This window comes from Niallia sp. RD1 (assembly GCF_024219955.1).
Classification (GTDB): domain Bacteria; phylum Bacillota; class Bacilli; order Bacillales; family Cytobacillaceae; genus Niallia; species Niallia alba.
This window is the reverse complement of record NZ_CP100420.1, coordinates 767437-790361: the sequence shown is the minus strand read 5'-3', so window position 1 is coordinate 790361 and position 22925 is coordinate 767437. Positions and strand designations below refer to the sequence as shown.

Here is a 22925-nt window from a genome sequence, read left to right as displayed (position 1 = left end):
CCATTGGCAAGTTCGGTTTGTCAAGAGTTCGCTCCGCCGATTGCTGAATTAGCTTAAGGGCTCAGCTAAACAAAAAGTTAGGCTTGTCTTTGTTCTACTATCCATTGTTGTGCTAATCCAATGAGCTTTGTCCAACGTGCTGGCATTGTTGGAAGCCCCTTGAGTTCTGGATTCACTACGGGCACTTTTCCTTCTAAGGCGGCATGCGGACGCAAAAAGTTAAAGTAGGCCGTAAATAAGGTGACGTATGAAATGGAACCATGTTCAGAGCCGAATCCATGAGTGGAGCGATAATTGCCCTTAAAGGTGCGGTTAAGTCTCTCAATTATTTGTTTCAGTGGTCTATATTCGGTCGAAACAGGGTCCTCATTGGTTAATCCAATGACCTGCTTCACATCGAATGAAATCCCATGTTGAGCGAAGAAATGTTGGGCTAAAAGATAGATTGGATTCCCGTCTACCACAAAGGTCAGATTTTCTGGAATCTCTTTCATCTTGATTAAGACCTCATCAATTGCTCGAATGGCTGTTGCTGTGTCTCGATTAGGCGACACCGGATACGAAAGAATAATCTTTTTCACGGCGTCAAAAAAGAAAAATAAATAATGCCATCGACCGTTTACTCTGATATACGTTTCATCACCGCAGAATTGGTCTGAAAGTTCATAGGGATAGTGATCCACATAAGGTTTAAGTAATAAAGCTACGCTATTTTCGTAGTTCAATACAGTCTGATGTGAAATCATCACTCCGTGTACGTCCTGCATAATCGCAGCTGTTTTACGGGCCGAAAGGCCATAGTTTACATGATAGGTTAGGATTAATCCTAATGTATGTGGTGATGCATAAATCTTTGATAAGTCAACGGCCGGCAGTTCTGGTGATTCCTTGGATAACGGCTGGAAATCGATATGAAACTGACGGAAAATGTATCTTAATTTAAATGCTTGAGGGTCCTTTTTGAACCTTTTCTTTTCTTTTGAAGTCATCCCATTGAGCTTCTTTTGATAATAAGAACAGTCATTGTTCTTGCACTTAAACACGTGAAAATCTTTTCTTTCTTTTATTTTCTCGAGAGTTTTGGAACAATGAGGACACTTCAGGATGGCTTCCTTAGAATAACGGTTCTTTTCACTGAAGAGCTCTGTACACACCTTGCATTGATACTGGCCTTTATCTCCATTGTTGGCATAAAGATAATCTGATGGAGCACCACACTTTGGGCAGTTCATGGATTTAGGTACGGAAACTTTTGCATTCTTACGCCTTTGAACAGGTTTAAGTGGTTTCCCGTTCTTCTCTAGATATTCACTAAGAAGAACTCGATAATCAAGCTGTTCCAGAACTTCAATGACCGGAAGGTCGTCCACTTGAAGTTTTCGATATGGTTTATTTACTGGCTGTTCAGTAGGCTTATCAAACATACTCTTACCAATCAATAAAGTAAGCAATGTTCGAATTAGTTGTTCTTGATAGTTTATAAAAGTTAATAAATAGGTTATAATTTGAGGGTACAAATTGTCACTTCCTTTTCTAGGTTGTTGAGAGTGTCGTAACCTCAATTATCCTTAGAATTCAGGGGGTGGCAATTTTTTTGCTTATAAAGCCCTCTCAGATAGGATTTAATAACCTATTTACTATAAAAGTTTTGACAATACGCCATATACGCCGGAGGGTGAAAGATGAATATATTAATAGTAGATGATGAACCATTGGAACTGGAACAACTCTCCTTTCTAGTAGCAAAGAAATTTCCAGATTGGAATATCTATACGGCAGAAGATGCGAGTGAAGCAAAGCTCCTGCTAAGAGAGACAAACTTCTCCCTTGCATTAGTGGATATTCAATTACCAGGTGAATCAGGTTTGAAGTTTTGTGAATTTTTGCAATCTAATAATAATCAAATAGAAGTGGTCCTTATTACCGCACATCAGGACTTTCAATATGCTAAACAAGCAATTAAGCTACATGTGATGGATTACTTAGTGAAACCAGTTATTGAGAAAGAATTCTACGATATGCTTGCTGACTTTATGGATAAACACGCATGGATTGATACCAAGTCGACGCTCGTTAATAGCGTGCTTCAGATTATTCGCGAACATTATCAAGAAAAACTACAGCTTGCAGATGTAGCGAGTCAAGTATATGTTTCTCCAACATACCTTAGTAAAAAATTCGCGGAAGAAACGGGGGAAAAGTTTACAGGGTATATAACAAGATTTCGCATAAAAAAAGCAAAACAATTGATGCAGGAAAACCCACATTGGTCCTTATTTGAAGTAGCCCAAAGAGTTGGATTTTCCAGCCAGCATCACTTTAGTAATTCCTTTAAGAAAGTGGAAGGAATCACCCCTAGTCAATTAAAGGAGAAGCTCCATGATTGATTGGTATATTCTCTTATTTATCGGTTTTTTTGTCCTTATCCTTTTTATTGAAAAAATTGGTGCACATCGCAGTATCCATGAATACATGGTAACAAGTCGTGAACTTGGGTTAAGTGCAGGGACGTATGGAATCTCGCTACAATTTATCTCAGGCGTGACCGTTGCTGTCCCTATATTGTCCATGCAAGCTTTTCAGTTAACGACATTTCCCATCCTGATCATCTGTACATATGGTTTGTACCTATTATTGAACAACATCATGACCAAAGAAAAAGTGAAGCAGGTTACAGACGCGAAAGGTAATTCCCATCTGTGGTTCTTTGCTTTTTCCAGCATGGCAAGACTATTTGTGCAATTTACGATTCTTGCTTATTTTTTATTGGATGTATTATCCGTTGGAGGAATTGCCATTTTTATCAGCTTTTGCTTCGTATTTTTTGGCTTAGGTGGAAGCTATGGTGTTAGGAAGATAGGCTCAACCATCTTTTATGCAATCTTCCTTGTCGGAGTTATTGTTACATTATTTTTATATTTAGGGGAAGGGGTTCAGACTATATACACTAAATATCAGGGAGAGATGTTTAGTGGCAACATTGCTGATGTGATTTTTGCCAGTATGACGTTTGTTTTGGTTGTATTTGGACAAGCTTGCACAAACCTAACTTTTTGGCAAACAGCAAGTGCTGTGAAGTCCAATCACCGAGTCACCGTATTACGTCTTTCTACTTTTATTTGGTTCGCATTTATGCTTTCGATTTTTTCCTTTAGCTTCTTTCTGTTTGTCCAAAATCAAGCAGTGGAGCAAATGAATCAAGTGATCATTCATATCATCATTTTTATCGTACTAGGAGCATTAGCAATTGGAATCGGGACATCCCTATTTTCACTAATTAGTGTCTTTTTAAAGATAAAGAGTAGGGACAGAACTAATCATTATGCGTACAGATTACTAAGGCATGGATACTTAATAGGGGTTATTGCTTGTAGTGTGTTAGGTCTATTAGCGATCTTCTTGTCGGAGAGTATGTCTGCATGGCTTCCGTTTTTCCTAGGTTTTTTTGGAGCGGCAGGTTGTCCTTTTATAATCGGACGAACATTTCGGGCAAAGAATGTTACCCTGATTATGGTAGTTATGACATTAGTGAGCATTGGATTGACTATATGGATGGAAGAGATTTGGTTAGTCGCTCCAATCGCAGCATTGATTTGCTGTTTTGTATTATTTATTTTGGAAAAATATAAATAATCTGAAAATAAGCCAGTTTTGTGCAAAAAGACTTCAAAATTTTGCAAACATTCTCCGGGTAAACAAGCTAGAATAGGTAGTAACATTTCTAGGAGGGGATAAGCATGGCGAACCATTTATCAAAAGAATCGTATATTTATGCAATGGATAAAGCAAACAAGCCGGCAATGACACTGCAGTCAGGATCACAAGTGGTCATTGATACATATGATTGTTTCCAAGATCAGATTACTTCCAATGACACAACATTTCAGGCAATTGACTGGGATCAAATTAATCCGGCAACTGGACCAATCTTCGTGGAAGGAGCGCAGCCAGGAGATATTCTGAAAGTGAAGATTGATAACATTGAGCTTGGAGAAAGAGGGGTTATGGTAGTTGGTCCTGGCCTTGGCGTGATGGGGGATGAAATCAAAAACTTCACGGCGAAGATCATTCCAATTCAAGATAACAAGGCGATTTTTAATGACAAACTAGCATTGCCATTAAATCCAATGATTGGTGTAATTGGTGTTGCTCCGGAAAAGGAAGCAGTCAATAACGGAACACCAGGAGCGCACGGTGGAAACATGGACACAAAACTAATCACAACTGGCGCGACACTTTACTTTCCAGTTTTTCAAGAGGGAGCCTTATTTGCATTAGGCGATTTACACGCTGCAATGGGAGACGGGGAAATTGGTGTATCTGGTATTGAAATTCCTGCAAAGGTGACGGTAACGCTTGAGGTGATTAAAGGGCATAGCTTGAACTTCCCTGTTCTTGAAAATGAAGAGGGCGTAGCTTCTTTAGTTTCCATGAAATCATTGGATGACGCCGCAAATCAGGCTGTAAAAGAAATGATTCATCTATTAAGACCACATACTGACCTATCGCTCGAAGAATTCACTATGTTAATGAGTGCAGCTGGAGATTCGCAAATTAGTCAGATTGTCGATCCATTGAAAACAGCACGCTTCTTCGTTCCAAGAGCTATTTTGGAAGCATACAACATCGAACTTTTCCAAGAAGGAGCGAATTAAACGATGGCAGTTCCAGAGAAATCAACTTCAAACAATGCCCAAGTGTCTTCCACTGGCTATAAGCAAGAGCTTAAACGCTCTTTAACGTTTTGGGATTTACTGATATATGGTTTAGTTTTCATGGTACCAATCGCACCATTTGGTATTTATGGATCGGTTGCTCAAGGCTCCAATGGGATGGTTGCCTTAGCGTACTTAATAGGGATGGTTGGGATGATTTTCACAGCATTAAGCTATGCAAGAATGTCTGAGGCATTTCCAATCGCAGGCTCTGTTTATTCTTATGCACAACGTGGGATCAATGAGTCTGTTGGTTTTATTGCAGGCTGGTTAATCTTACTCGATTATATTTTTGTACCAGCGCTTTTATATTTAGTTAGTGCAGCGGCATTACATGATATAGTTCCAGAAATTCCGCTTTTAGTATGGCTTGTTATTTTCATCGGAATTAACACGGTAGTTAACGTAGTAGGTATTGAATTTACAGCAAAAGCGAACAAAATTATTGTTGTATTGGAGCTTATTGTTTTAGCTGTATTTGTGGTAACAGGTATTGTTGCCATTGTACAAGGGGTGAATGGAGCTGAATTCACATTTAAACCATTGTATGATGCGGATAACTTCAGCATGAGCGTGGTCATGGGAGCTGTGTCGATTGCGGTATTAAGCTTCTTAGGCTTTGACGCGATTTCAACATTAGCGGAGGAGTCCAAAGGTGGTAGCAAAGCAGTTGGTCGAGCAATTATCTTCTCCTTACTTGTAGTTGGCTTATTATTTATTATTCAAACATGGGTAGCAGCACTAATCTGGCCAGATTATACGACATTTGAAAATGCAGATGTTGCCTTCTATCAAATTGCGGAAATAGCTGGTGGTACTTGGTTGAAATGGACAACAATCTTAGCTACAGCCCTAGCTTGGGGAATAGCTGACGCACTCGTTGCACAAGCAGCCATTTCACGAATTCTTTACAGTATGGCTCGTGACCGTAAGCTACCAAAGTTTTTATCAAAAATTCACCCGAAATTCAAAACACCATATGCAAGTACATTAGTAGTAGCAGTAATCTCTTTAATCGTAACAGCATTCTTTTCATCCAAAATTAACTCCTTAGCTTCCGTTGTTAACTTTGGCGCGTTATCAGCATTCTTATTCTTACATGCATCGGTTGTCATTTACTTTATTAAAAAACAAAAAAGTAAAGATTATGTTAGACATCTCGTGTTACCACTAATCGGATTTGCCGTTATTGGCTACGTATGGATTAACCTAGACCCATTGTCTAAGAAATTAGGATTTATTTGGTTGGCAATCGGGATTGTTTATTTGATTTTGTTGAAAGTTTTTAAGAAGGATACTTCTTTGGATTTGGAGGAGTAGAGGTAATAGGTATGGTGCCAGGCACCATAAAAAGACAAATTGTACATTCTGTCTTTCTCAGAAGGACAAAGGGAAAGGAATCCAGGCTGTCGAGAAAGTCTCGACAGCCTTTAATTTTTTATATTTACTTTATCTATTCACCGCGGTAATTTGATATAATATAATTATCAAATATAGGTTGGTGATTTCGATGTTACATACCCGTTCTCATACTCAAAACGAAGTAGAATTTGTTCTTTTAGATGAGCTTGTTCCAGCTAATCATCTCTTACGAAAAATTGATAAACACATTGATTTTTCTTTTATCCTCGATAAAGTCCGTCCTTATTACTCCGAAGACAATGGTCGTCCATCTTTAGATCCCTTGATTTTATTTAAAATGATGTTTATCGGTTATTTATATGGCATCCGTTCCGAAAGACAATTAGAGCGGGAAATTCAAGTAAATCTCGCTTATCGTTGGTTCCTTGGTTTAAAAATTACCGATCCTGTTCCTCATCATTCTACGATTAGTTGGAATCGGTGTAATCGATTTAAAGATACCACTGTCTTTCAGGACATTTTCGACGAGATTGTTCTTTTAGCGATGAATCATAAAATGGTTGGAGGGAGAGTTTTATTTACTGATTCTACTCATTTGAAAGCGAATGCCAATAAACATAAATTCACCAGAGAAACGGTGAAAGTGGAAACACGTGAATACGTGGAAGAATTAGATAAAGCGATTGAGGAGGATCGGACTGCCCACGGAAAAAAGCCTCTAAAGAAAAAGGAGGCAGTGGAGGAAACAAAGGAAATTCGGGTCAGTACAACGGATCCTGATTGTGGCTTTATGTCCCGTGATAATAAAACAAGAGATGTTCTGTTATTTAGATCACCGTACGACGGATATGAAGTTTAACATCATTACGGATGCCTTTGTTACCCCAGGGAATGTCCATGATTCTGTTCCTTATTTAGACCGACTTGATCGTCAAATCGATCGTTTCCAATTTCAAGTGGAAGCTGTTGCTTTAGATTCTGGTTATTTAACAAACCCTATTTGTAAAGGGATAGAAGAACGAAATATTTTTGGAGTAATCGCACATAGAAGATATAGTCCAGTAAAAGGACTCTTTCCCAAATGGAAATTCACTTACGATAAAGAAGCCGATTATTACACTTGTCCAAACGGAGAAATACTGCCTTATCGCACAACAACTCGCGAAGGATATCGAGAATATAAATCAAATCCCAAACGATGTAAAGATTGCCCATTGCTTTCCCAATGTACTCGTTCTAAAAATCATACAAAAGTAGTTACTCGTCATGTTTGGGTAGAAAACAAGGAAAAAATTCGGTTAAATCGTCTTTCTAAATCAGGGAAGGCCCTTTATAAATTTAGAAAAGAAAAAGTAGAGCGAAGCTTCGCAGATTCAAAAGAACTGCATGGGCTTCGCTACTGCCGGTTACGTGGAAAACAGAAGGCTGCCGAACAAGTATTAATGACAGCTACCTGTCAAAACATAAAGAAGATTGCCATGCATCTATCCAGAATGGGATAGGGGCATGAGAGTCTTTTTTTTAAAAACTTCTATAAAAGAACCTACCATTCCATTTTTGATAATCCTATAAAAATAAAAAAGTGTAGAGAAAATAATACTTTCTCTACACTCTGAATCATTTAATTGATTTCTTTTCCTTTTTTTGTTTATTAACCTTGAACTTTGAAATTCGCTAATAATATTTATTCCTTTCTTCCCAAGCATGCTTGAGATTTTCTTGCTCATAAAAGGAAGAGGCATCTTCTACACTCTTATTTTGGTTAACATGGTTATTTTCTGCTAATTCCTCATCGGTTTGGCCAATTGCATTTAATACCGTTCCTACTGCTTGTATCCAGCTTCCACTAATTACTAAAAATAATCCTTTATCTTTATTGTTAAAGAGGATATGCTTCCCGCCGATTGCTTGGAAGGAGTTACCGACTGCCTGTGTGGTATTACCTAAGATATTTAATGTTTGTTCCGGTCCTGAGTTATCCAGCACCTCATCGACAGCTTCGACAAGTGCGCCGAATGCCTGAAGCCAATTCCCTTTAATGATTAATTTACTTTCTAAATCCTCCTCCAATAAAATATACGAACTGGCCACAACGGTATTTCCAATTGCTTGGATTTGTGTGCCAATCTTTTCAAATGTGACCGTTTCTTGTTGATCTGCCTGGACGGCATTTCCGAAAGCTTGTAAAATATTCCCTACTAAATCCAAGTTTTTAACTTCATCTTCACTAAGTATTTTCCAAGCACTATTTCCTAAAGCAGCAAGGACTGTTCCGATCACTTGCACCCATACAGAAGCAATTTCAACGCGATTCTTCACAATACCACGCTCGCATTTTCTTATTGATGTTTTTATAGGGTATTCAACTATGTGGTGCCTGGTACCTCAAAACTTATGGTCACAGTGACGCCCCAAAATTTGTCGAAGATTGATAGAGAATTAGATTGTGTGAATGTGGTGAACTGAAATAGCAACTGAATGTTGTGAGGATGGTTGGTTGTTGCGCTTTTTTCCGTTTAGGAAAGGAGGAGATGATCATAGAAACATTTCTTGAATTTCTTCATGTATGGTGCACAGTGACGCCTCGAATAATCTTGTTTCACAGGAAAGCTTCACGGACGTTTTATTTGTGATGGTTATAGATATTGTTAAAGAAGAAGTACAGCAAATGTATTGTTGTCTTCTTTCTTTTTATTTTCATTTTGGCAGGAAATTTGATTATTTTGTAGAATATTGGAGTAGTAGATTATATCTTTCCCTCTGTTAGTTGTTCAGTTGTTCTTGTACTAATAAGAATTCCTTCTATTTTAACCTCGATTGATTTATCTTCCTATTTTAATCTTTCTTGAATTGTTTCTTTCTCGGTTAATTTTCATTCATCGTACTATAAAAATAAATAGTTTGGAGGGAGTTGTATGACTTCAAAAGTTTCAAGTATTGGTTTGAAAGGTTTGGAGGGCTATTGTGTGCAGGTGGAGGTGCGGATATCACAGGACACGGAATCTATGGTGATTGTTGGGTTGCCTGATGCTTCTGTTAAGGAGTCTCGAGAGAGGGTGTTGGCGTCGATTGCTCATTTTGATTTGGATGTGACGGATAAGAAGGTAGTTGTGAATCTATCTCCGCCTGATCAAAAGAAAAATGGTTCGCTATTTGATCTGGCTATCGCAATTGCTGCTTTGAAGGAACTGGGGGAGGTGAAGCGTGAGATTCCCACAGATACGGCGTTCATTGGGGCACTATCCCTTGATGGTTCGGTTGTGAGTGGGGAAGGGATACTACCTGCTGTTATTGCGGCAAGGGGACTTGGGATCAAACGAGTGTATTTACCATATGATTCGGTGCTGCCACTCCATATGCTTCAGGATATAGAATGTATGGTTGTGCGCCATATCGAGGAAGTCGTTCAGCATTTGGAAGGGCAAGAAAGTATGTTGTCTCAACCTTCTTTTTCTTCAGAGAATCATCTAACACCAGAGATTGCTACACATCAAAAGGATTTCTGTCATGTGATTGGACAGGAGAAAGCAAAAAGAGCATTAGAAATTGCTGCAGCTGGTGAGCATAATTTGCTGATGAATGGTCCTCCTGGTTGTGGAAAGAGCTTGTTAGCTGAATCTTTTCCCTCCATCCTACCTTCATTAACAAATCAAGCACAACTCGAAGTGATGAGTTTGTATCAGCTTGCTCGTGAAAAACGTATCCATAATCAATTTGTTCCTTTTAGGCATCCACACCATTCTGCTTCTGCTGTCGCCATTATTGGTGGTGGGTCGAACCCGCGACCAGGTGAAATATCGATGGCTCACCATGGAATCCTTTTTCTCGATGAAATTGCAGAATTCTCCAAAAAAACGCTTGATATGCTCCGTCAACCACTTGAAACAGGTGAAGTAACCATTAGCAGAGCGCATTCTACTGTGACGTATCCAGCTTCTTTTATCCTAATAGGTGCTATGAACCCTTGTGCGTTCATCTACAAAACCACAACTACTTTGAGGGGAGTCCCCCTCGTTAGTTAAAACAGTTCCTTTGTTGTCAAGTTCTTCTTTGACAAGTGTTTCTTTATACTCTGGGTAATGTGGGTCGAAAGGCTCTTTATTAAATTTTAGATAGATTTCAATATTATCTTTATCGTGAAAAACAACTCTATCTAAAAAACGCTTAAAGAATGTTTTTAAATCATTTGTATTGAGAGATGAAAATATTTTCTCTGTATCATTTTTAAATTGAATTAATTCTTCTGTACTAATAACGTAACTGTTTGCTTGCTCTTTTTCTTTTTGTAAATCTGATAACTGTTTTTGTTTCCTACGCACATCATCACCTAGATTGTCAAGTTCCTCTACTAAGTCCTCTGGATTCTTAGAAAGTGAGATAACCTTTAATAAATTTGATTGCCTATCTTTTAACTCTTTAACCTCGTTTTGAATGAATTGAATTTCTTTATCATATTTCTCGCTAAGTTCTTTTCTAGTTTTTTCTTCGTTTTTTGCAGCGTCTAGAACAGCAGTAAGAACATAAGAAATTTTTAGTTTGTCAAATACATATTGGTCAACATAATCAGCCCGAACAGGCTTGCCGTTACAAATATGGCTATCTGTGGTCGCAAGAAGTCTTGCCGTATTGCAGTAATAATATTGATAGGTTCTGTTTTCATCTCTCTTATCAGTTCTGCCATTCATATTTTTACCACAACAACCACACTGAATGAGCCCAGAAAGAGCATACTTGTTTTTATGGCTTATTCTTTGTGGCTCTAGTTTTTTGTTAGTAGAAAGTCTATGCTGTGCCTTTAAATATGTTTCAAAATCAATTATTGGCGGAAAGTCATAATCTTTTATAGTAAATTGACTGTTCCAAAAATATTCTTTGTCAGTGTTAATTTCTATGTTTTTGCTCCATACCCATTTTTCTGGAGGGTTTGCTTTATGTGTCATTTTGCCGTTTTTACTTTTCGTTTTATGACGTCTACCATATACAAAAATACCAGTATATAGGGGATTGTTTAATATCCTTTGAATTTTTGAAGTGTTCCATATTAAGTCTCGATTGTCTTCGTTAAGTTGCTTATTTTTACGGTACTTTGTCAAGTCTAAATCGGTCCGTAATGGAAATTCGTCTATATTGACAGTAAAATATCTGGATAATTGCCTAATGCTATAATTTTCGTTGACATACAAATCAAATATTTTTTTAATCATTGTGGCTCTTTCTTCGTTAATACTGATTTCTTTAGTATCTTTATTGTAGTCAAAGCCGTCTGGAATTGCTCCCCCTGTAAAATCCGCTTTCTTAGCCATGTTAATCATAGTGTTTTTTACATTGTAAATTATTTGTTCCCTTTGCAATTCAGCAAGGCTACCGAAAATATTTGTTAGGAACTTTCCGTGAATAGTGGTAGTATTTAAAAATTCCTCTGAGATGGAGATAAAATGGACCTTGTTTTCTTCAAGGATTTTTAAATAATTATTAAGGTCACTTACCTTTCTTGAAAATCGGCTCAAATCATAACATAAAACCGCTCCAATTCTAATTTTTTGAGTAGTAATATCATTAAACATTCTTTGAAAGGCTGGCCGTTGGTCTGAGCCCCCAGACTCGTCTAAGTCCTCATAGTTTCCAATTAAGTTATAACCCTTCCTTTTACAATAATCTTTTATTAGATTAAGTTGAGTTTCTGGTGATTCCTTTTCCCAATTATCGTCCATTCTTGATACACGAACATAACTTAAACTTATCACGTCATTGATTGGATTATCGTTCATATACAAAACAACAACACCTCCAATTAGATTGTAACATGGTCTAATTAATATGGAAGGACCTAAATTTAAAAAAATTTGCTATAAATACAGATAAGAACAAGTAACATACTAAAACCCTCTTAAATCCTTTATTATCAAGGGTTTAAGAGGGTTTTTACTATTAATCATTATTTGTTATACAGTTAAGCAAAACTTGAATTTCTTGCAACATATTGACCTTGTTTTTGATAGTTGACACTTATATTAAATAAATATTTTGATGGTGTTTTAATAATCATTTATACTCAAAAACACAATAGAGAATCAAAAACAAATGTTCCTATTGACAAAATAGAAAGGGGATTGATAAGAATGCACTTTTTGAAATTAACTGATAATCAAAATAAGTTTACGGAAAATGAAAGTAATGCAACTGAATTATTTTTAATTGGTTTGATAACTAAAATGAGCCAAGAGGAACTCATAGTATCAATTGCTGTTTTATCTGAAGTGTTAAAAGAGAGTGAAGGACATATTAAAAATGTTCTAAAGAAATGTATTGACAAAGGGTTTTTAATCAAAAAGCCAGATAGAAGATTTAGTATAAACTATGAAAAGATTATTTCAACCGTTATAAAAAATGTTGAAGTGCTAGAAAATGGAACGAACATTGTAGAGGAAACTAAAAAATTATATTTGTCAAGAAATGTATTTGAGCCAGTAGGAAGTAAAGATTTTGCTATTATCTACCTAACCAATATTCTCGATGTCCTCTGTATTTCTTATGAGATGAAAAATCCCGTCATTGGAAAGATTGTAATTTCAATGGAAAAATATACAGTTGTCGAGGTGATTGATTATGATTAGGAAAAAAAGTTTTGAAGAAACCTATGCAGAAACTAGTAAGGTCTTTATAATTCCTGCAAAGGCTAAAGATCCAACACATTTTATAAAAATATTGTATAATAATTTTTCTGACTTAAAACATGTGCCAAATTCTGTGGTAAATGATTTTATTATTCTTGCTTGTCGTTGTGCAGAATTTACAGAATTTGATACAAATGTGATTAGAATGAAATCTTCGGTGCTTGCAAAAAACTTGGGTATGACACCGCAAACTTTAAGTACAAAACTAACTACTTTAGAGAAATACAATTTGATTAAAAGATTTAAAGACCCAGAAACCGGGTGTTTCAGTATAATAATAAATACAAACTATTCTTATAAATGTTCTGATTATAAGTATATTACTTTGCAAAAACAAATCTTTGAAAAAAATGGTTTGGATATTGACTTAATAAAAGAAATTCTTGACAAAATAAAAACTATAAAGAATTATAGTAATTTTAAAAAGAAGGAATATGCTGACAGAGAAGGAAAAAGGGAAATTGACCATTTGGAAAAACGAAGAAAGTTAGAATTAACAGAGAAGGAAAAGGAAATTGAATATTATAATAATCGAATTGCAGAACTAGAAGAAGAAAAAGGGAAATTAATGAATTGAAATAGTAGGGTGTACCCCCTACTATTTTTTTCAAAAAATATGCCCTATTTTGCCCCTAAAATCGATTTTAATAGTTTATTAAGGTGTAGATATGCCTTTTTAAATTACGCTGATTCTAGACCCCATAAATAGACCTTTTTTAAATCCTCCCGACCACTTCCATGTGATAGGTGACGCTGAACAACATATTCTGCGGCATCGTTTTTATTCCAACCTTCTGATAGATAATAATGATATGCAACGCTGCTATGATATTTTCTCAACTCATGATTTTTATAACAAACGTCGACTCCTGAATTTTTTGCACTTCTGGCAATCGCTTTTCCTATATAAGTTCGTACTTTTTTTGGGTCTTTTGGTACTTGTGGAAATACACGCTGACCATCGGCAGTATTTTCTTTTAGTGAGCGAAAGAAATCAATATATTGAGGTAATATTATTCTATAAGATTCCTTGCCATTTTTGCCTTTAATGTACACTGTATTTTGTTTGTTGACAAATCCGTCTTTTTCTGTATATACTAAATCGCTACTTTCCAAAGTGATATGTTCTTTTCTAATGTAAGACAATTCATGGACCCGTGCGCCCAAATACGCCATGGTCAAAATTGGATTTTTATAAATACCCTTGACATTTGCTAAGATCCTTTCTATCTGTTCATCTGTGTAAAACCGTTTTGTAACTTGTCTAGCGTTCTTTGTATCTCCGTTTCGTTCGCCTTCCTGTTTTATATTAAAATTTCTTACCCTTTCAGTATAAAACGCATTATTTCCAAACTTGACATTTGCAGAATGTGATAATTTCATCAATGCATTTTTATAACTTAATAAAGTCCGTTCTTTACACGTATCTTTCTTTTCTGTCAAAAACTCAATACAATGGTTTTCATTTATTTGTCGAAGTTTTTTAACTTCTGGGTAATTGGTTTTTAACCAACTAACAAAATGATTACAACGTTCTAAAGTGTCTTTTGCTGAACGAATAGAAAAAATAAATTTTTCGGATAGTTTTTGTTTTAATGGCTCGCCTGTTTTTGTTTTCAATTCGCTGTCAACTTTAATTTTTTTAAAATCCTTTTTTGAAGTGTCACTTTGGTTTTCGCCAGTCACACGCTCGAAAATTTCATCTCTTTGGTCTTTATCAATTAAAATAATTTCGTCTAGACAACTTTTTACTTGATATTTCATACTAGTGTTTCTTTTGCCCATATTTCACCATCTCCTTTCATAAAATGATATTTTTCATAAAAATTCATTGGATTTTATCAATAATCTTATTTATTCTTTTATTTTCCATTTTTTTCGCGCTGAATTTATTTTTTTCAGTATCTTGCAGCCGGTGTTTGTCAAGATAGTTGTCGCATTTAACTTGTTTACTAGTGTAAGAACGTAAGGGTAACTACCGCGCTTTGCTTGGTGGCCTTCTCATCAAAGAACAGAATTCATTCTGTTCTTTGATGAGAAGGGAATGGGTAGTTCAAGCTCAGTCGCAGTGGGGCTATTTTGTTCCATCCTTTTCTATCTTGTCCTTTATTGGGTTTAAAGCCACTGAATCATGTGCACTCCAGTCTCTAGTTGAGCGCGTCCAACGTTCTGGATGCTTTTGTTTCGCTAGTTCATAAACTTCTTTGCGCTTTTTCAGTATCCCAATATGCGCACCTGTGTGGCATTGTTCTGGCGTCACAAAATTTATACCACTGTGTAAATGTATACAGTTATACCAATTCACAAATCTTAATGCCCATTCACGTGCAGCCTCAAGTGTTTCAAAGCCTCTGTACGGGAATTCAGGTCGATATTTCAGAGTCCGAAACATTGCTTCAGAATAGGGATTGTCATTACTTACTCTTGGTCTTGAATAAGAGCTTTGGATCCCTAATTTTTCAAGTAATACCTGAAATGTTGCGGCTTTCATGGGACTGCCATTATCGGAATGTAAAACGAGTGGTTTACCTTGGATTTTTTCACTAATAATCGTCTTCTTCATTAAATCTTCAGCGTGTTTTGCCTCCTCTGACTCCCAAATCTCCCAACCTACGATTTTTCTACTAAAAATATCGATAATTAAGTAGAGTCGATAAAACAAGCCTTTCACCGGCCCTTTTAACCACGTTATATCCCATGTCCATACCTGGTTTGGGGCTACTGCTAAATGACTTTCTGGTAATCTACCCTCGGGCTTTTTGCTTCTTCCCCGATGATTTTGCATTTTATGCTCACGAAGAACTCTATAAAAGCTAGATTCGGAGGCGATATAAATGCATTGATCTGCTAATTTTGGCACGATTTGAGTAGGCGGTAGGTCTACAAATTCCTCTTTTTTAACAACCTCCAGTATCTCTTGTTTTTCCTCTATCGTTAATTTATTTTTTGGCTCTGGACGTAACGCAATAGGGCGTTGATCCTCCTTGATTCCACCTTCTGAAATCCAGCGTTCATAGGTGCGAACGCTAATGTTCAATTCTTTACACGCCGGGGCTAATCGCGCACCATTTTGGTTTGCTTCTTGGATGAGTTCTACTGCTAGTGCGCGATCTGACGGGCTGATCATTCGTCCTCTTGGTCCCCCCAGATCGCTTGGGCCTTTTTTCTTAATAGTAATAAGGCTGCAGCTTCTGCCAATGCTTTTTCTTTTTTACGCAAATCTTTCTCTAATGCCTTTCCTCGCTTTTTCTCCTCTTTTAATTCTTGATTTAACTGCTTTGTTTGACTAGATTCTCGCCCATTTGCATTAAGGCATGAATCTCGCCATGCGTCAATCTGTTCTTTATAAAGTCCCTTTTTTCGACAATACTCCGCTAGCTCCGCACCATTCATTGAGTATGTTTCCATAACTATGAGAAACTTATCTTCACTGCTCCAGTGTTCAGAACTTTGTCCATCTCCGGGTGTGGGGTTTCCAGATGATCTAGCCTCTTTTCTCCACTTGTAAAGCGTGGGTTCAGTAATGCCCAACTCTTCACTTAATTGGCCAACCGATTCATTAGTGGGGGGCATCATTCTCTTAATAATTGATGCTTTCTCTTCCTTTGTATAACGTTTACCATTATTACTTTTCATGTCGATCAACCTCCGTGTATGATTTAAACTATACACTAAAGTTCCCTACGACATCTATCCTAACAGAGGGGGCAGCCTAACCGCTAAAGCGTTTAGGCTGCCCTTTTATAACCGTGTCGCTTCGCTACGGTTAGGATCACGAAAAGAAAGTGCAAAGTTTAAAAAACAAAACTTTACACTTTCTTTTCGCACTACATGGTGGGTATTGCCCTTTATGCCCAAGTATGTTATTGCACAAATTGAGACCGTTTTCAAACGGTAGAGAGCCCAAAATTTCGGCTCAAAATATAATAGGTAATATTTACACGTTTTTATTACTTTTCTTTTGTCAATATCTAATTTTTTGTCAGTTTTCCCACCTTTCATTTGTTATGTTTTTTAAAAAGTTTGAGTCCCGCCAATTTGTCATAATAATTTTCTGGAGTTTGGGACTCAGTCAATCTGTCAAGAGTGAATTTGAGGTAATTTGCTATTCTATCTTATTTGTATATCTATAATTTATTTGAAGAGGTTAAAAGTCCTTTATTTTTACTATTCCTTTTTATTCATAGTTGGGGGCGTTAGGCAAGTTTAACCATTATTATCAGCCCTTAATCTTAAACTTAGAGATTACTAAATGTAACTCTTCTGCCAATGAAGAAAGTGATTGAGCCGATGAGGCTATTTCCTCCATTGTGGCTAGTTGCTCTTCTGTAGCGGCACTACTTTCTAGACTTGAAGTTACACTCTTTTCTGCAATGTCCCGTACATTTTCAAGAGCCATTGATATATTTAAACTAATGGCTTCAATATCTTGAATAGATACTGAAACATCTGTAACTTTATTTGAAACATCTGACATAGAATTCTTAATATCATTAAAGGATTGTTTGGCTTCCTCAGTTGAAGAAATACCCTCTAGTACCTTTAAATTTCCTTCGTCAATCGATAATACTGCATTCTTTGTTTCTGTTTGAATTTCTATAATCATTTCTGCTATTTGGTCTGCTGATTTTTTGGATTCCTCTGCAAGTTTCCTTACTTCGTCTGCTACAACTGCGAATCCCTTTCCATGTTCTCCTGCTCTTGCGGCCTCGATGGCAGCATTTAGTGCCAAGAGATTAGTTTGATTTGAAATATCGGTAATTAATGCTAAGATATTCCCAATTTCTTTTGAACGATTATCAAGTGAGTTAATGACAGCGTTCATTTGATTAAACGACGCCTTAATATCTTGAATACGATGTACAACTGTTTCAACAGATGTCATTCCTTTTTCAACAAATTTAGATGTGATTTTTGTTGATTTATCCATTTCGGTACTATTATTACTTATATCTTTTACACGTTTGACCATTTGACCTAGTGAAGCAGAGACATTATCAATCCGATTTAACTGTATTTCTACACCTTCTGCATTAGTTTGCACAAGGTTTGATAATTGTTCAGAGGCATTTGTACTTTGCTCAGCACTTGCAAATAATTCCTCTGAGGAAGATGCAACTTGGATTGCTGAATTGTTTGCTGTCAAAACAGTTGCATTTAAATCTATTAACATTTTATTGAGTGAACTAACTAGTAAACCAATCTCATCTCGATTACGAATTTTTAAAGGCTCCATAGTCAAATCACCATCGGAAATAAGTTTTAAAGTATCTGTTACTGAGACAAGAGGTTTACTTATGCCACGCGTGATAAAGAACGCTACTCCAATTGCGAAAAATAAACTTATACTAATAAAGATTATGGATTCAGAAAGCCCGCTTTGATACAAATTACTAGCCTTTTTGCTTGCATCTTCAGCAAATTGCATGTTTAATGCAACTAGTTGATCCATATCCATTGTCATTTCATTAATTTTCTCTTGATAATTTGCAACTTTTATAATTGCTTCATCGTCATTATTTCCAGCACTTAATGTAAATACATTATTAACAAAGTTATTATATAATCCAATTTCGTTTTTTATCTTATCAATTAAGTTTCTTTCGTTTTTAGTTGTTATATATTTTTCGTATTCTATAAATAACTTATCAAGTTTTTTCTTATTGGTTTTATACTCCTCTTCTTTTCTTAACATGGATTCATCGTCTGGTGAAATAATATGCTCACTGATGATGCCGAAATTTTCAGAAATAATATATTTCATTTCGGTTATAGTGTATAGTGCTGGTATTTTTTCGTTTGTAATAAATTTTGTTGAATCATTTAATTGTCCTAACTTGGTTATTCCAATCCATCCTAAAGTGCCCATTAAGAGAACGATAATAAGAAAACCACTATATAATTTTTTTCCAACTGTGAATTCCAATATTTAAACCCCCTTTATTTTTTAGGAAAAAAGACCTATTTTATTATATGAACTGTGGTGCTTCTTGTCAATTATAATTAATGGAATTTTTTTAAAAAAGGCACTTATTATTAAAGTGCCATGAAAGTTAATCTATTTTAAACATAACTACTTTATAATTATTTTTGTGTATTTGTATATGAACCCTTGTCCATGTGGATACCTCGGTTCTCTTCATCATTATTGCACCTGTTCCCAAAAGCAAATTCAAGCCTACCGAAATCGGTTGTCAGGTCCTATCTATGACCGAATGGACATCCTTTTATCCTTACAGTCAGTTAATGTTAACCGGTCCTCCACGACGCAAGAATCTTCTAATGATATTCGTAAAAGAGTGGAAAAAGCGCGCGTGCACCAGTATGAACGGTATCAACAAGAAGTATCCAATGCGAAGGTTCCGTTTGAAATTTTGGTGGAAACGAGTGCCTTGACAACAGAACAGAAAAAGACGCTCACTCAAATATCTTCTAAGCAAAACTGGAGCAATCGTGTTCAGATTAAAATTATTAGACTCGCAAGGACCATTTCTGATTTAGCAGGGGAAGAAAGAATAGCTGATCAAGCCATTTGGGAAGCGATGACCTTAAGACGCTGGGAGCAGAATAAACAAATGGCGATTGCGAGGGAGAAATAATGCCCTATAAGAAAAGAGTATATATACCAGAGCGATTTTATCATATTGTTTCCCGGGGGAATCGACGTGATCCCTTGTTTCGGAATGCCAGTGATTTTCAAGCTTTTCTTCATATCCTAACTCAACTCTACGAAAAGTACCCCTTTGAAATCGCCTCTTATTGCCTCATGAATAATCATTTCCATTTCCAATTGCGTTCTAGTGAAGTACCCATCTCAAAGCTAATGGCACTAATCAATAAACGTTATGCCAATTACTATAACACCAAATACCGTTTAACAGGCCATGTCTTTGAAAAACGTTTTTATGACAAAAGGATTGAGGACAAAGAAGGTATGTTAGAAGTTAGCCGTTATATACACCTTAACCCAGTAGAGGCGAGGATGGTTAAGCTGGCAGAATACTATCCTTGGAGTAGCTATCAATATTATAAGAAGGATTCGACAGTACCTTGTTTTATGAATGTGAATTTTTTACTAGATTATTATGAAGGGACACCGACACAGAAACGGGAAAAGTATTGTTGTAGCGTAACCTTTAAATGATATAGATTCGTTGTGAATACCACCACCATATTAAGTGGTCAGCCCCAAAAAAGACAAAAATCATAATTAGTTCATCTAAGAAATACATGTTGAGGAAGAAATTAATAGTCAATATTTGCTGGTAAATACATACAGCCGTTTTTATGCGCCTTTTGATGCTTGAAGGGAATTGGAGGGGGCAAGCTGATGTAACTGCATGGTGTGCTTTTTTTTGTTGTCGATTCCGTACAAAATTAAAAGAGGACCAAATTCTCGCTGCACAGTGACGCCCTGAAAAATCTTGTTTCACAGAGCTGTTTCACTTTGACTTGTCGATTGATATTCATATGGAACTGAATATCAATCGACAGAGAGGTGATAGTCGGACCGTATTCGCTGTTTTCCATTTAGACATTTTGTAAGGTTTAGATGGTAGAGGGGAAAGTGCGAATTTCTCCTCATCCTCAGGTGTGGTCACTGTGACCACGAATTGATACTATCCTGTTTTGTAAAGTCCGTTAAGTTTGCAGGATTGTCTTCGTACACTTCATAAATACGCTTAACACAACGTTCAATTGTCGTCGTTTTATTTAAAATAACATCATTCATTGCCGAATACACTCCCTCTTTCTTTGATCGCACTAATAATTGTAGCACGTTGCTCACTTAACGTAGCATACATGCTATAAGCACGCATTTTTTGGCATGTAAATTCGTTCTCGTCATGTATATAAATCGGATTGCCTTGCTCAAAAATCTGCATTGTAAATACTGTATCGATTTGTTTAATGTCGACTAAATCGACTTCCCGACCGGCAATTGCAGCAAGCTCAGAAGCAAGCATAAAACGTTCATAAGATGATAGCTTCTTGTCACTGAAATAAGTAAGATCGATATCACTTTCATCATGTGTCGTGCCTTTAGCGAATGAACCAAATAGAATGACGAAGGCTGGGTTTGTGTCTAGAATGATTTTATCAACTAACTTCTTTTGTAATTCTTCTTTTAGCATGCTTATCACCGTCCTTTCTCATATTATAAAGCTTATAAGGAAAAACCGCACATATAGGGACATGGGGTCAAGAATTAGTGTCAGGCACCGCAAAAAGACAATTATCTTTCTCAAGAAGACAAAAGTAATTCTATTTGCAATTTGCACTAAAGAGAAATAAAATACAGCCTGGTATCTTTATATTTACTTGATTAGTGGTTGTTTTGTGTTTGGCAGAACACACCAATCTTATATCGTTGGCATTACAACAGGACAAATGATAGTTCCTTGCAGGGATTAAAAGGAATATAAAATAGTTCCTATCAATTCGTTTAGGTGGGGGTATCCTATGGTTAATAGAAATAGGAGGAATTTCAAGAAAACCATTGCTTATTATATATCGGACTATGGATATGGGCATGCGGCGCGTTCTGTTGCGATTATTAGAGAACTTTTGGAGAAAGAGCCTTTTTTGTATATCATTATTTGTCATACATTTGCTATTCCTTTCTTGAAGAATTCTCTTCCTTTCAAACAAGTTTCTATTAGAGAAGTATCAACTGATATTGGTTATTTTCTTAAGAAGCAAAGTTTGGAGCCAGATAAGGCAAAATTGAAAGAGAGTTTTGATATATTTTTTAAAGACTGGAAAAGCAAGATGGAGAAGGAAGAGGATTTTCTTATAAGTAACAAAGTAGATATAGTTATCTCTGATATTTCCCCATTACCGTTTGAAGCAGCTACGAAAGCAGGGATTCCTTCTATTGGAATTTCTAATTTTACTTGGTATAGTGCCTATGAACTCCTTTTGGATAAGGAAAGGTTAGAGAGATTGAAACAAGCATATGAAAGGATGACTTCCTTTTTCTTATTAGCAGGCAATAATGAACGAAATTGGCTAGGGGATAAGAGGGATTTTTCCTTTTTTTCTAGAAAGATTGAAGATGAGAAGGTAGAAGAGATTCTTGATAAGGTAAATCCTTCTAGGAAAAAGACTGTTATTTTCTTTGGCCTAGGAATGAAGATAAATCATATTAATGTAAGTTCGTTGCCAATCTGGGATAGTAAGGATTGTGTATTTATTGTCTCATCGAATGTAAGAATGGAAGGAGATAATGTTTTCTCCATTCCTGCTGATGAGACTGAGTCACAGCATTATATTGCAGCAAGCGACCTTGTCATTACGAAGGCCGGGTGGGGAACGGTAAGTGAAGCGGTAATTTATGATGTGCCTTTACTCCTTTTAAACAGAGATGGAATGAAAGAGGATCAGAATACAATCGCATTTGTTTTAAAGCATGCATTAGGAGAGGTCATGGAGTGGGAGGAGTTCTTAGATTTTCGATATGAGCGAGGAAAGCGTGAACGGAAGACAAGTAATGGATTTAGGAACCAAGTGGATGTGATCGTGGACGAATTATTGTTGTTTCTATTTTAGTGTTGAGTTAGATAGAGGGAAAGGTGATATGCTCCCCTTTAGGTAGACAGATTAAAAAATAAAAATCTGGTTACTTGTAGGGGAGTATTTTTATGTCTAGAAAATCTTATTCTGTAGAAGAGAAATATCAAATAGTGAAAGCTTTAGGGGAAGTAAATTCGTCACTCCAAGTTTCATCGATTTATAAGGTGCACTTTTCTACCGTTTTGGAATGGAAATATAAATTTGATACATTCGGTTTAGAAGGACTAAAAGAGACTTCTTCCTGGAAAAAGTATTCTAAAGAACTAAAGTTATCCGCTATTCAAGATTATGCCTCTGGAAATTACTCGATTCGTGAAATTACGAGAATGTATGAAATATCCGATCCATCTGTCCTTAGAGGGTGGATTAAGAAGTATAATAGTCATAGTGAAATAAAAGATACGTCACAAGGAAGGACGAGCTCTATGACTAAGGGAAGAAAAACGACTTGGGAAGAACGAATACAAATTGTGCTAGATTGTTTAGGGAACAAAAAAGACTATCAAGAAGCAGCTAATACTCTAGACTAACCTAAATTAATGAGACAATATAAAACACCTTCGAAATGGTACAATTAAACAAAGTACTAAATTCGGAG

Annotated in this window: 17 protein-coding genes and 3 pseudogenes; 13 read left to right on the top strand and 7 right to left on the bottom strand. The window is 36.3% G+C overall.

The window, feature by feature from the left end; all coding sequences use genetic code 11:
* Positions 1-77: 77 nt before the first annotated feature.
* Entirely contained in the window at positions 78-1517 is a 1440-nt protein-coding gene (locus NKG37_RS03730) for a DDE-type integrase/transposase/recombinase (RefSeq protein WP_169187685.1), read from the bottom strand.
* 165 nt (positions 1518-1682) lie between these two features.
* On the opposite strand from NKG37_RS03730, the gene NKG37_RS03725 reads away from it, so the two are divergent.
* The 5 genes from NKG37_RS03725 to NKG37_RS03705 all read left to right on the top strand — a co-directional run bounded on the left by NKG37_RS03725 (position 1683) and on the right by NKG37_RS03705 (position 7579).
* Complete coding sequence (locus NKG37_RS03725) at positions 1683-2387, top strand: response regulator transcription factor (RefSeq protein WP_224428372.1); 705 nt, start codon at positions 1683-1685, stop codon at positions 2385-2387.
* Positions 2380-3633 (top strand): hypothetical protein, encoded by a 1254-nt coding sequence (locus NKG37_RS03720; RefSeq protein WP_224428371.1) that lies wholly within the window; start codon positions 2380-2382, stop codon positions 3631-3633. The genes NKG37_RS03725 and NKG37_RS03720 overlap by 8 nt, the downstream gene beginning before the upstream one ends.
* Before the next feature lie 104 nt (positions 3634-3737).
* Positions 3738-4655 (top strand): acetamidase/formamidase family protein, encoded by a 918-nt coding sequence (locus NKG37_RS03715; RefSeq protein ID WP_169189315.1) that lies wholly within the window; start codon positions 3738-3740, stop codon positions 4653-4655.
* A gap of 3 nt (positions 4656-4658) precedes the next feature.
* Positions 4659-6035 carry an APC family permease gene (locus tag NKG37_RS03710; protein WP_169189314.1) on the top strand — a complete coding sequence of 459 codons (1377 nt, stop codon included), beginning with the start codon at positions 4659-4661 and terminating at the stop codon, positions 6033-6035.
* Between the two features lie 190 nt (positions 6036-6225).
* Positions 6226-7579, top strand: a protein-coding gene (locus NKG37_RS03705) for an IS1182 family transposase (protein ID WP_254415821.1) whose coding sequence is annotated in 2 segments (ribosomal slippage) — positions 6226-6894 and positions 6896-7579 — 1353 coding nt in all. Because the reading frame shifts where the segments join, the coding sequence is not laid out codon by codon here.
* Positions 7580-7751: 172 nt separating this feature from the next.
* On the opposite strand, the gene NKG37_RS03700 is transcribed toward NKG37_RS03705, so the two are convergent.
* Positions 7752-8396 carry a DUF6944 family repetitive protein gene (locus NKG37_RS03700; RefSeq protein WP_169189312.1) on the bottom strand — a complete coding sequence of 215 codons (645 nt, stop codon included), beginning with the start codon at positions 8394-8396 and terminating at the stop codon, positions 7752-7754.
* Between the two features lie 596 nt (positions 8397-8992).
* Between NKG37_RS03700 and NKG37_RS03695 the strand changes: the two are divergent.
* A pseudogene (locus NKG37_RS03695) lies at positions 8993-10045 on the top strand (YifB family Mg chelatase-like AAA ATPase); the annotation flags it as partial.
* On the opposite strand, the gene NKG37_RS03690 reads toward NKG37_RS03695, so the two are convergent.
* Entirely contained in the window at positions 10022-11788 is a 1767-nt protein-coding gene (locus NKG37_RS03690) for a recombinase family protein (protein WP_254416362.1), read from the bottom strand. The pseudogene NKG37_RS03695 and the gene NKG37_RS03690 sit on opposite strands and share 24 nt — an antisense overlap.
* 288 nt (positions 11789-12076) lie before the next feature.
* On the opposite strand from NKG37_RS03690, the gene NKG37_RS03685 reads away from it, so the two are divergent.
* Positions 12077-12691 carry a hypothetical protein gene (locus NKG37_RS03685; protein WP_254415820.1) on the top strand — a complete coding sequence of 205 codons (615 nt, stop codon included), beginning with the start codon at positions 12077-12079 and terminating at the stop codon, positions 12689-12691.
* A complete protein-coding gene (locus NKG37_RS03680; protein ID WP_254415819.1) occupies positions 12684-13328 on the top strand; it encodes a helix-turn-helix domain-containing protein in 645 nt (214 codons plus the stop codon). Before NKG37_RS03685 ends, NKG37_RS03680 begins: the two co-directional genes overlap by 8 nt.
* 104 nt (positions 13329-13432) lie before the next feature.
* Here NKG37_RS03680 and NKG37_RS03675 read toward each other — a convergent pair whose 3' ends face one another.
* From NKG37_RS03675 to NKG37_RS03665, 3 genes and pseudogenes are all read right to left on the bottom strand, one after another.
* Positions 13433-14536 (bottom strand): site-specific integrase, encoded by a 1104-nt coding sequence (locus tag NKG37_RS03675; protein WP_254415818.1) that lies wholly within the window; start codon positions 14534-14536, stop codon positions 13433-13435.
* Between the two features lie 289 nt (positions 14537-14825).
* Positions 14826-16387, bottom strand: a pseudogene (locus tag NKG37_RS03670) (IS3 family transposase).
* 583 nt (positions 16388-16970) lie between these two features.
* The gene (locus NKG37_RS03665; protein WP_254415817.1) at positions 16971-18677 is read right to left on the bottom strand and encodes a HAMP domain-containing methyl-accepting chemotaxis protein; all 1707 of its coding nucleotides are present in this window, start codon (positions 18675-18677) and stop codon (positions 16971-16973) included.
* Between the two features lie 178 nt (positions 18678-18855).
* Here NKG37_RS03665 and NKG37_RS03660 point away from each other — a divergent pair.
* From NKG37_RS03660 to NKG37_RS03650, 3 genes and pseudogenes are all read left to right on the top strand, one after another.
* Positions 18856-18942: pseudogene (locus tag NKG37_RS03660) on the top strand (ATP-binding protein); the annotation flags it as partial.
* A 24-nt stretch (positions 18943-18966) separates the two neighbouring features.
* Positions 18967-19350 (top strand): magnesium chelatase subunit ChlI family protein, encoded by a 384-nt coding sequence (locus tag NKG37_RS03655; RefSeq protein WP_254416361.1) that lies wholly within the window; start codon positions 18967-18969, stop codon positions 19348-19350.
* On the top strand, positions 19350-19895 hold the full coding sequence (locus NKG37_RS03650; protein WP_254415816.1) for a transposase: 546 nt from the start codon (positions 19350-19352) through the stop codon (positions 19893-19895). The genes NKG37_RS03655 and NKG37_RS03650 overlap by 1 nt, the downstream gene beginning before the upstream one ends.
* A gap of 580 nt (positions 19896-20475) precedes the next feature.
* Here NKG37_RS03650 and NKG37_RS03645 read toward each other — a convergent pair.
* Complete coding sequence (locus tag NKG37_RS03645; protein ID WP_254415815.1) at positions 20476-20886, bottom strand: type VII toxin-antitoxin system MntA family adenylyltransferase antitoxin; 411 nt, start codon at positions 20884-20886, stop codon at positions 20476-20478.
* 328 nt (positions 20887-21214) lie between these two features.
* Between NKG37_RS03645 and NKG37_RS03640 the strand changes: the two genes are divergently transcribed.
* Both NKG37_RS03640 and NKG37_RS03635 read left to right on the top strand, forming a co-directional pair.
* On the top strand, positions 21215-22303 hold the full coding sequence (locus NKG37_RS03640; RefSeq protein WP_254415814.1) for a glycosyltransferase: 1089 nt from the start codon (positions 21215-21217) through the stop codon (positions 22301-22303).
* A gap of 92 nt (positions 22304-22395) precedes the next feature.
* Positions 22396-22857 (top strand): helix-turn-helix domain-containing protein, encoded by a 462-nt coding sequence (locus tag NKG37_RS03635; protein ID WP_016205455.1) that lies wholly within the window; start codon positions 22396-22398, stop codon positions 22855-22857.
* The last annotated feature ends 68 nt before the right edge of the window (positions 22858-22925 follow it).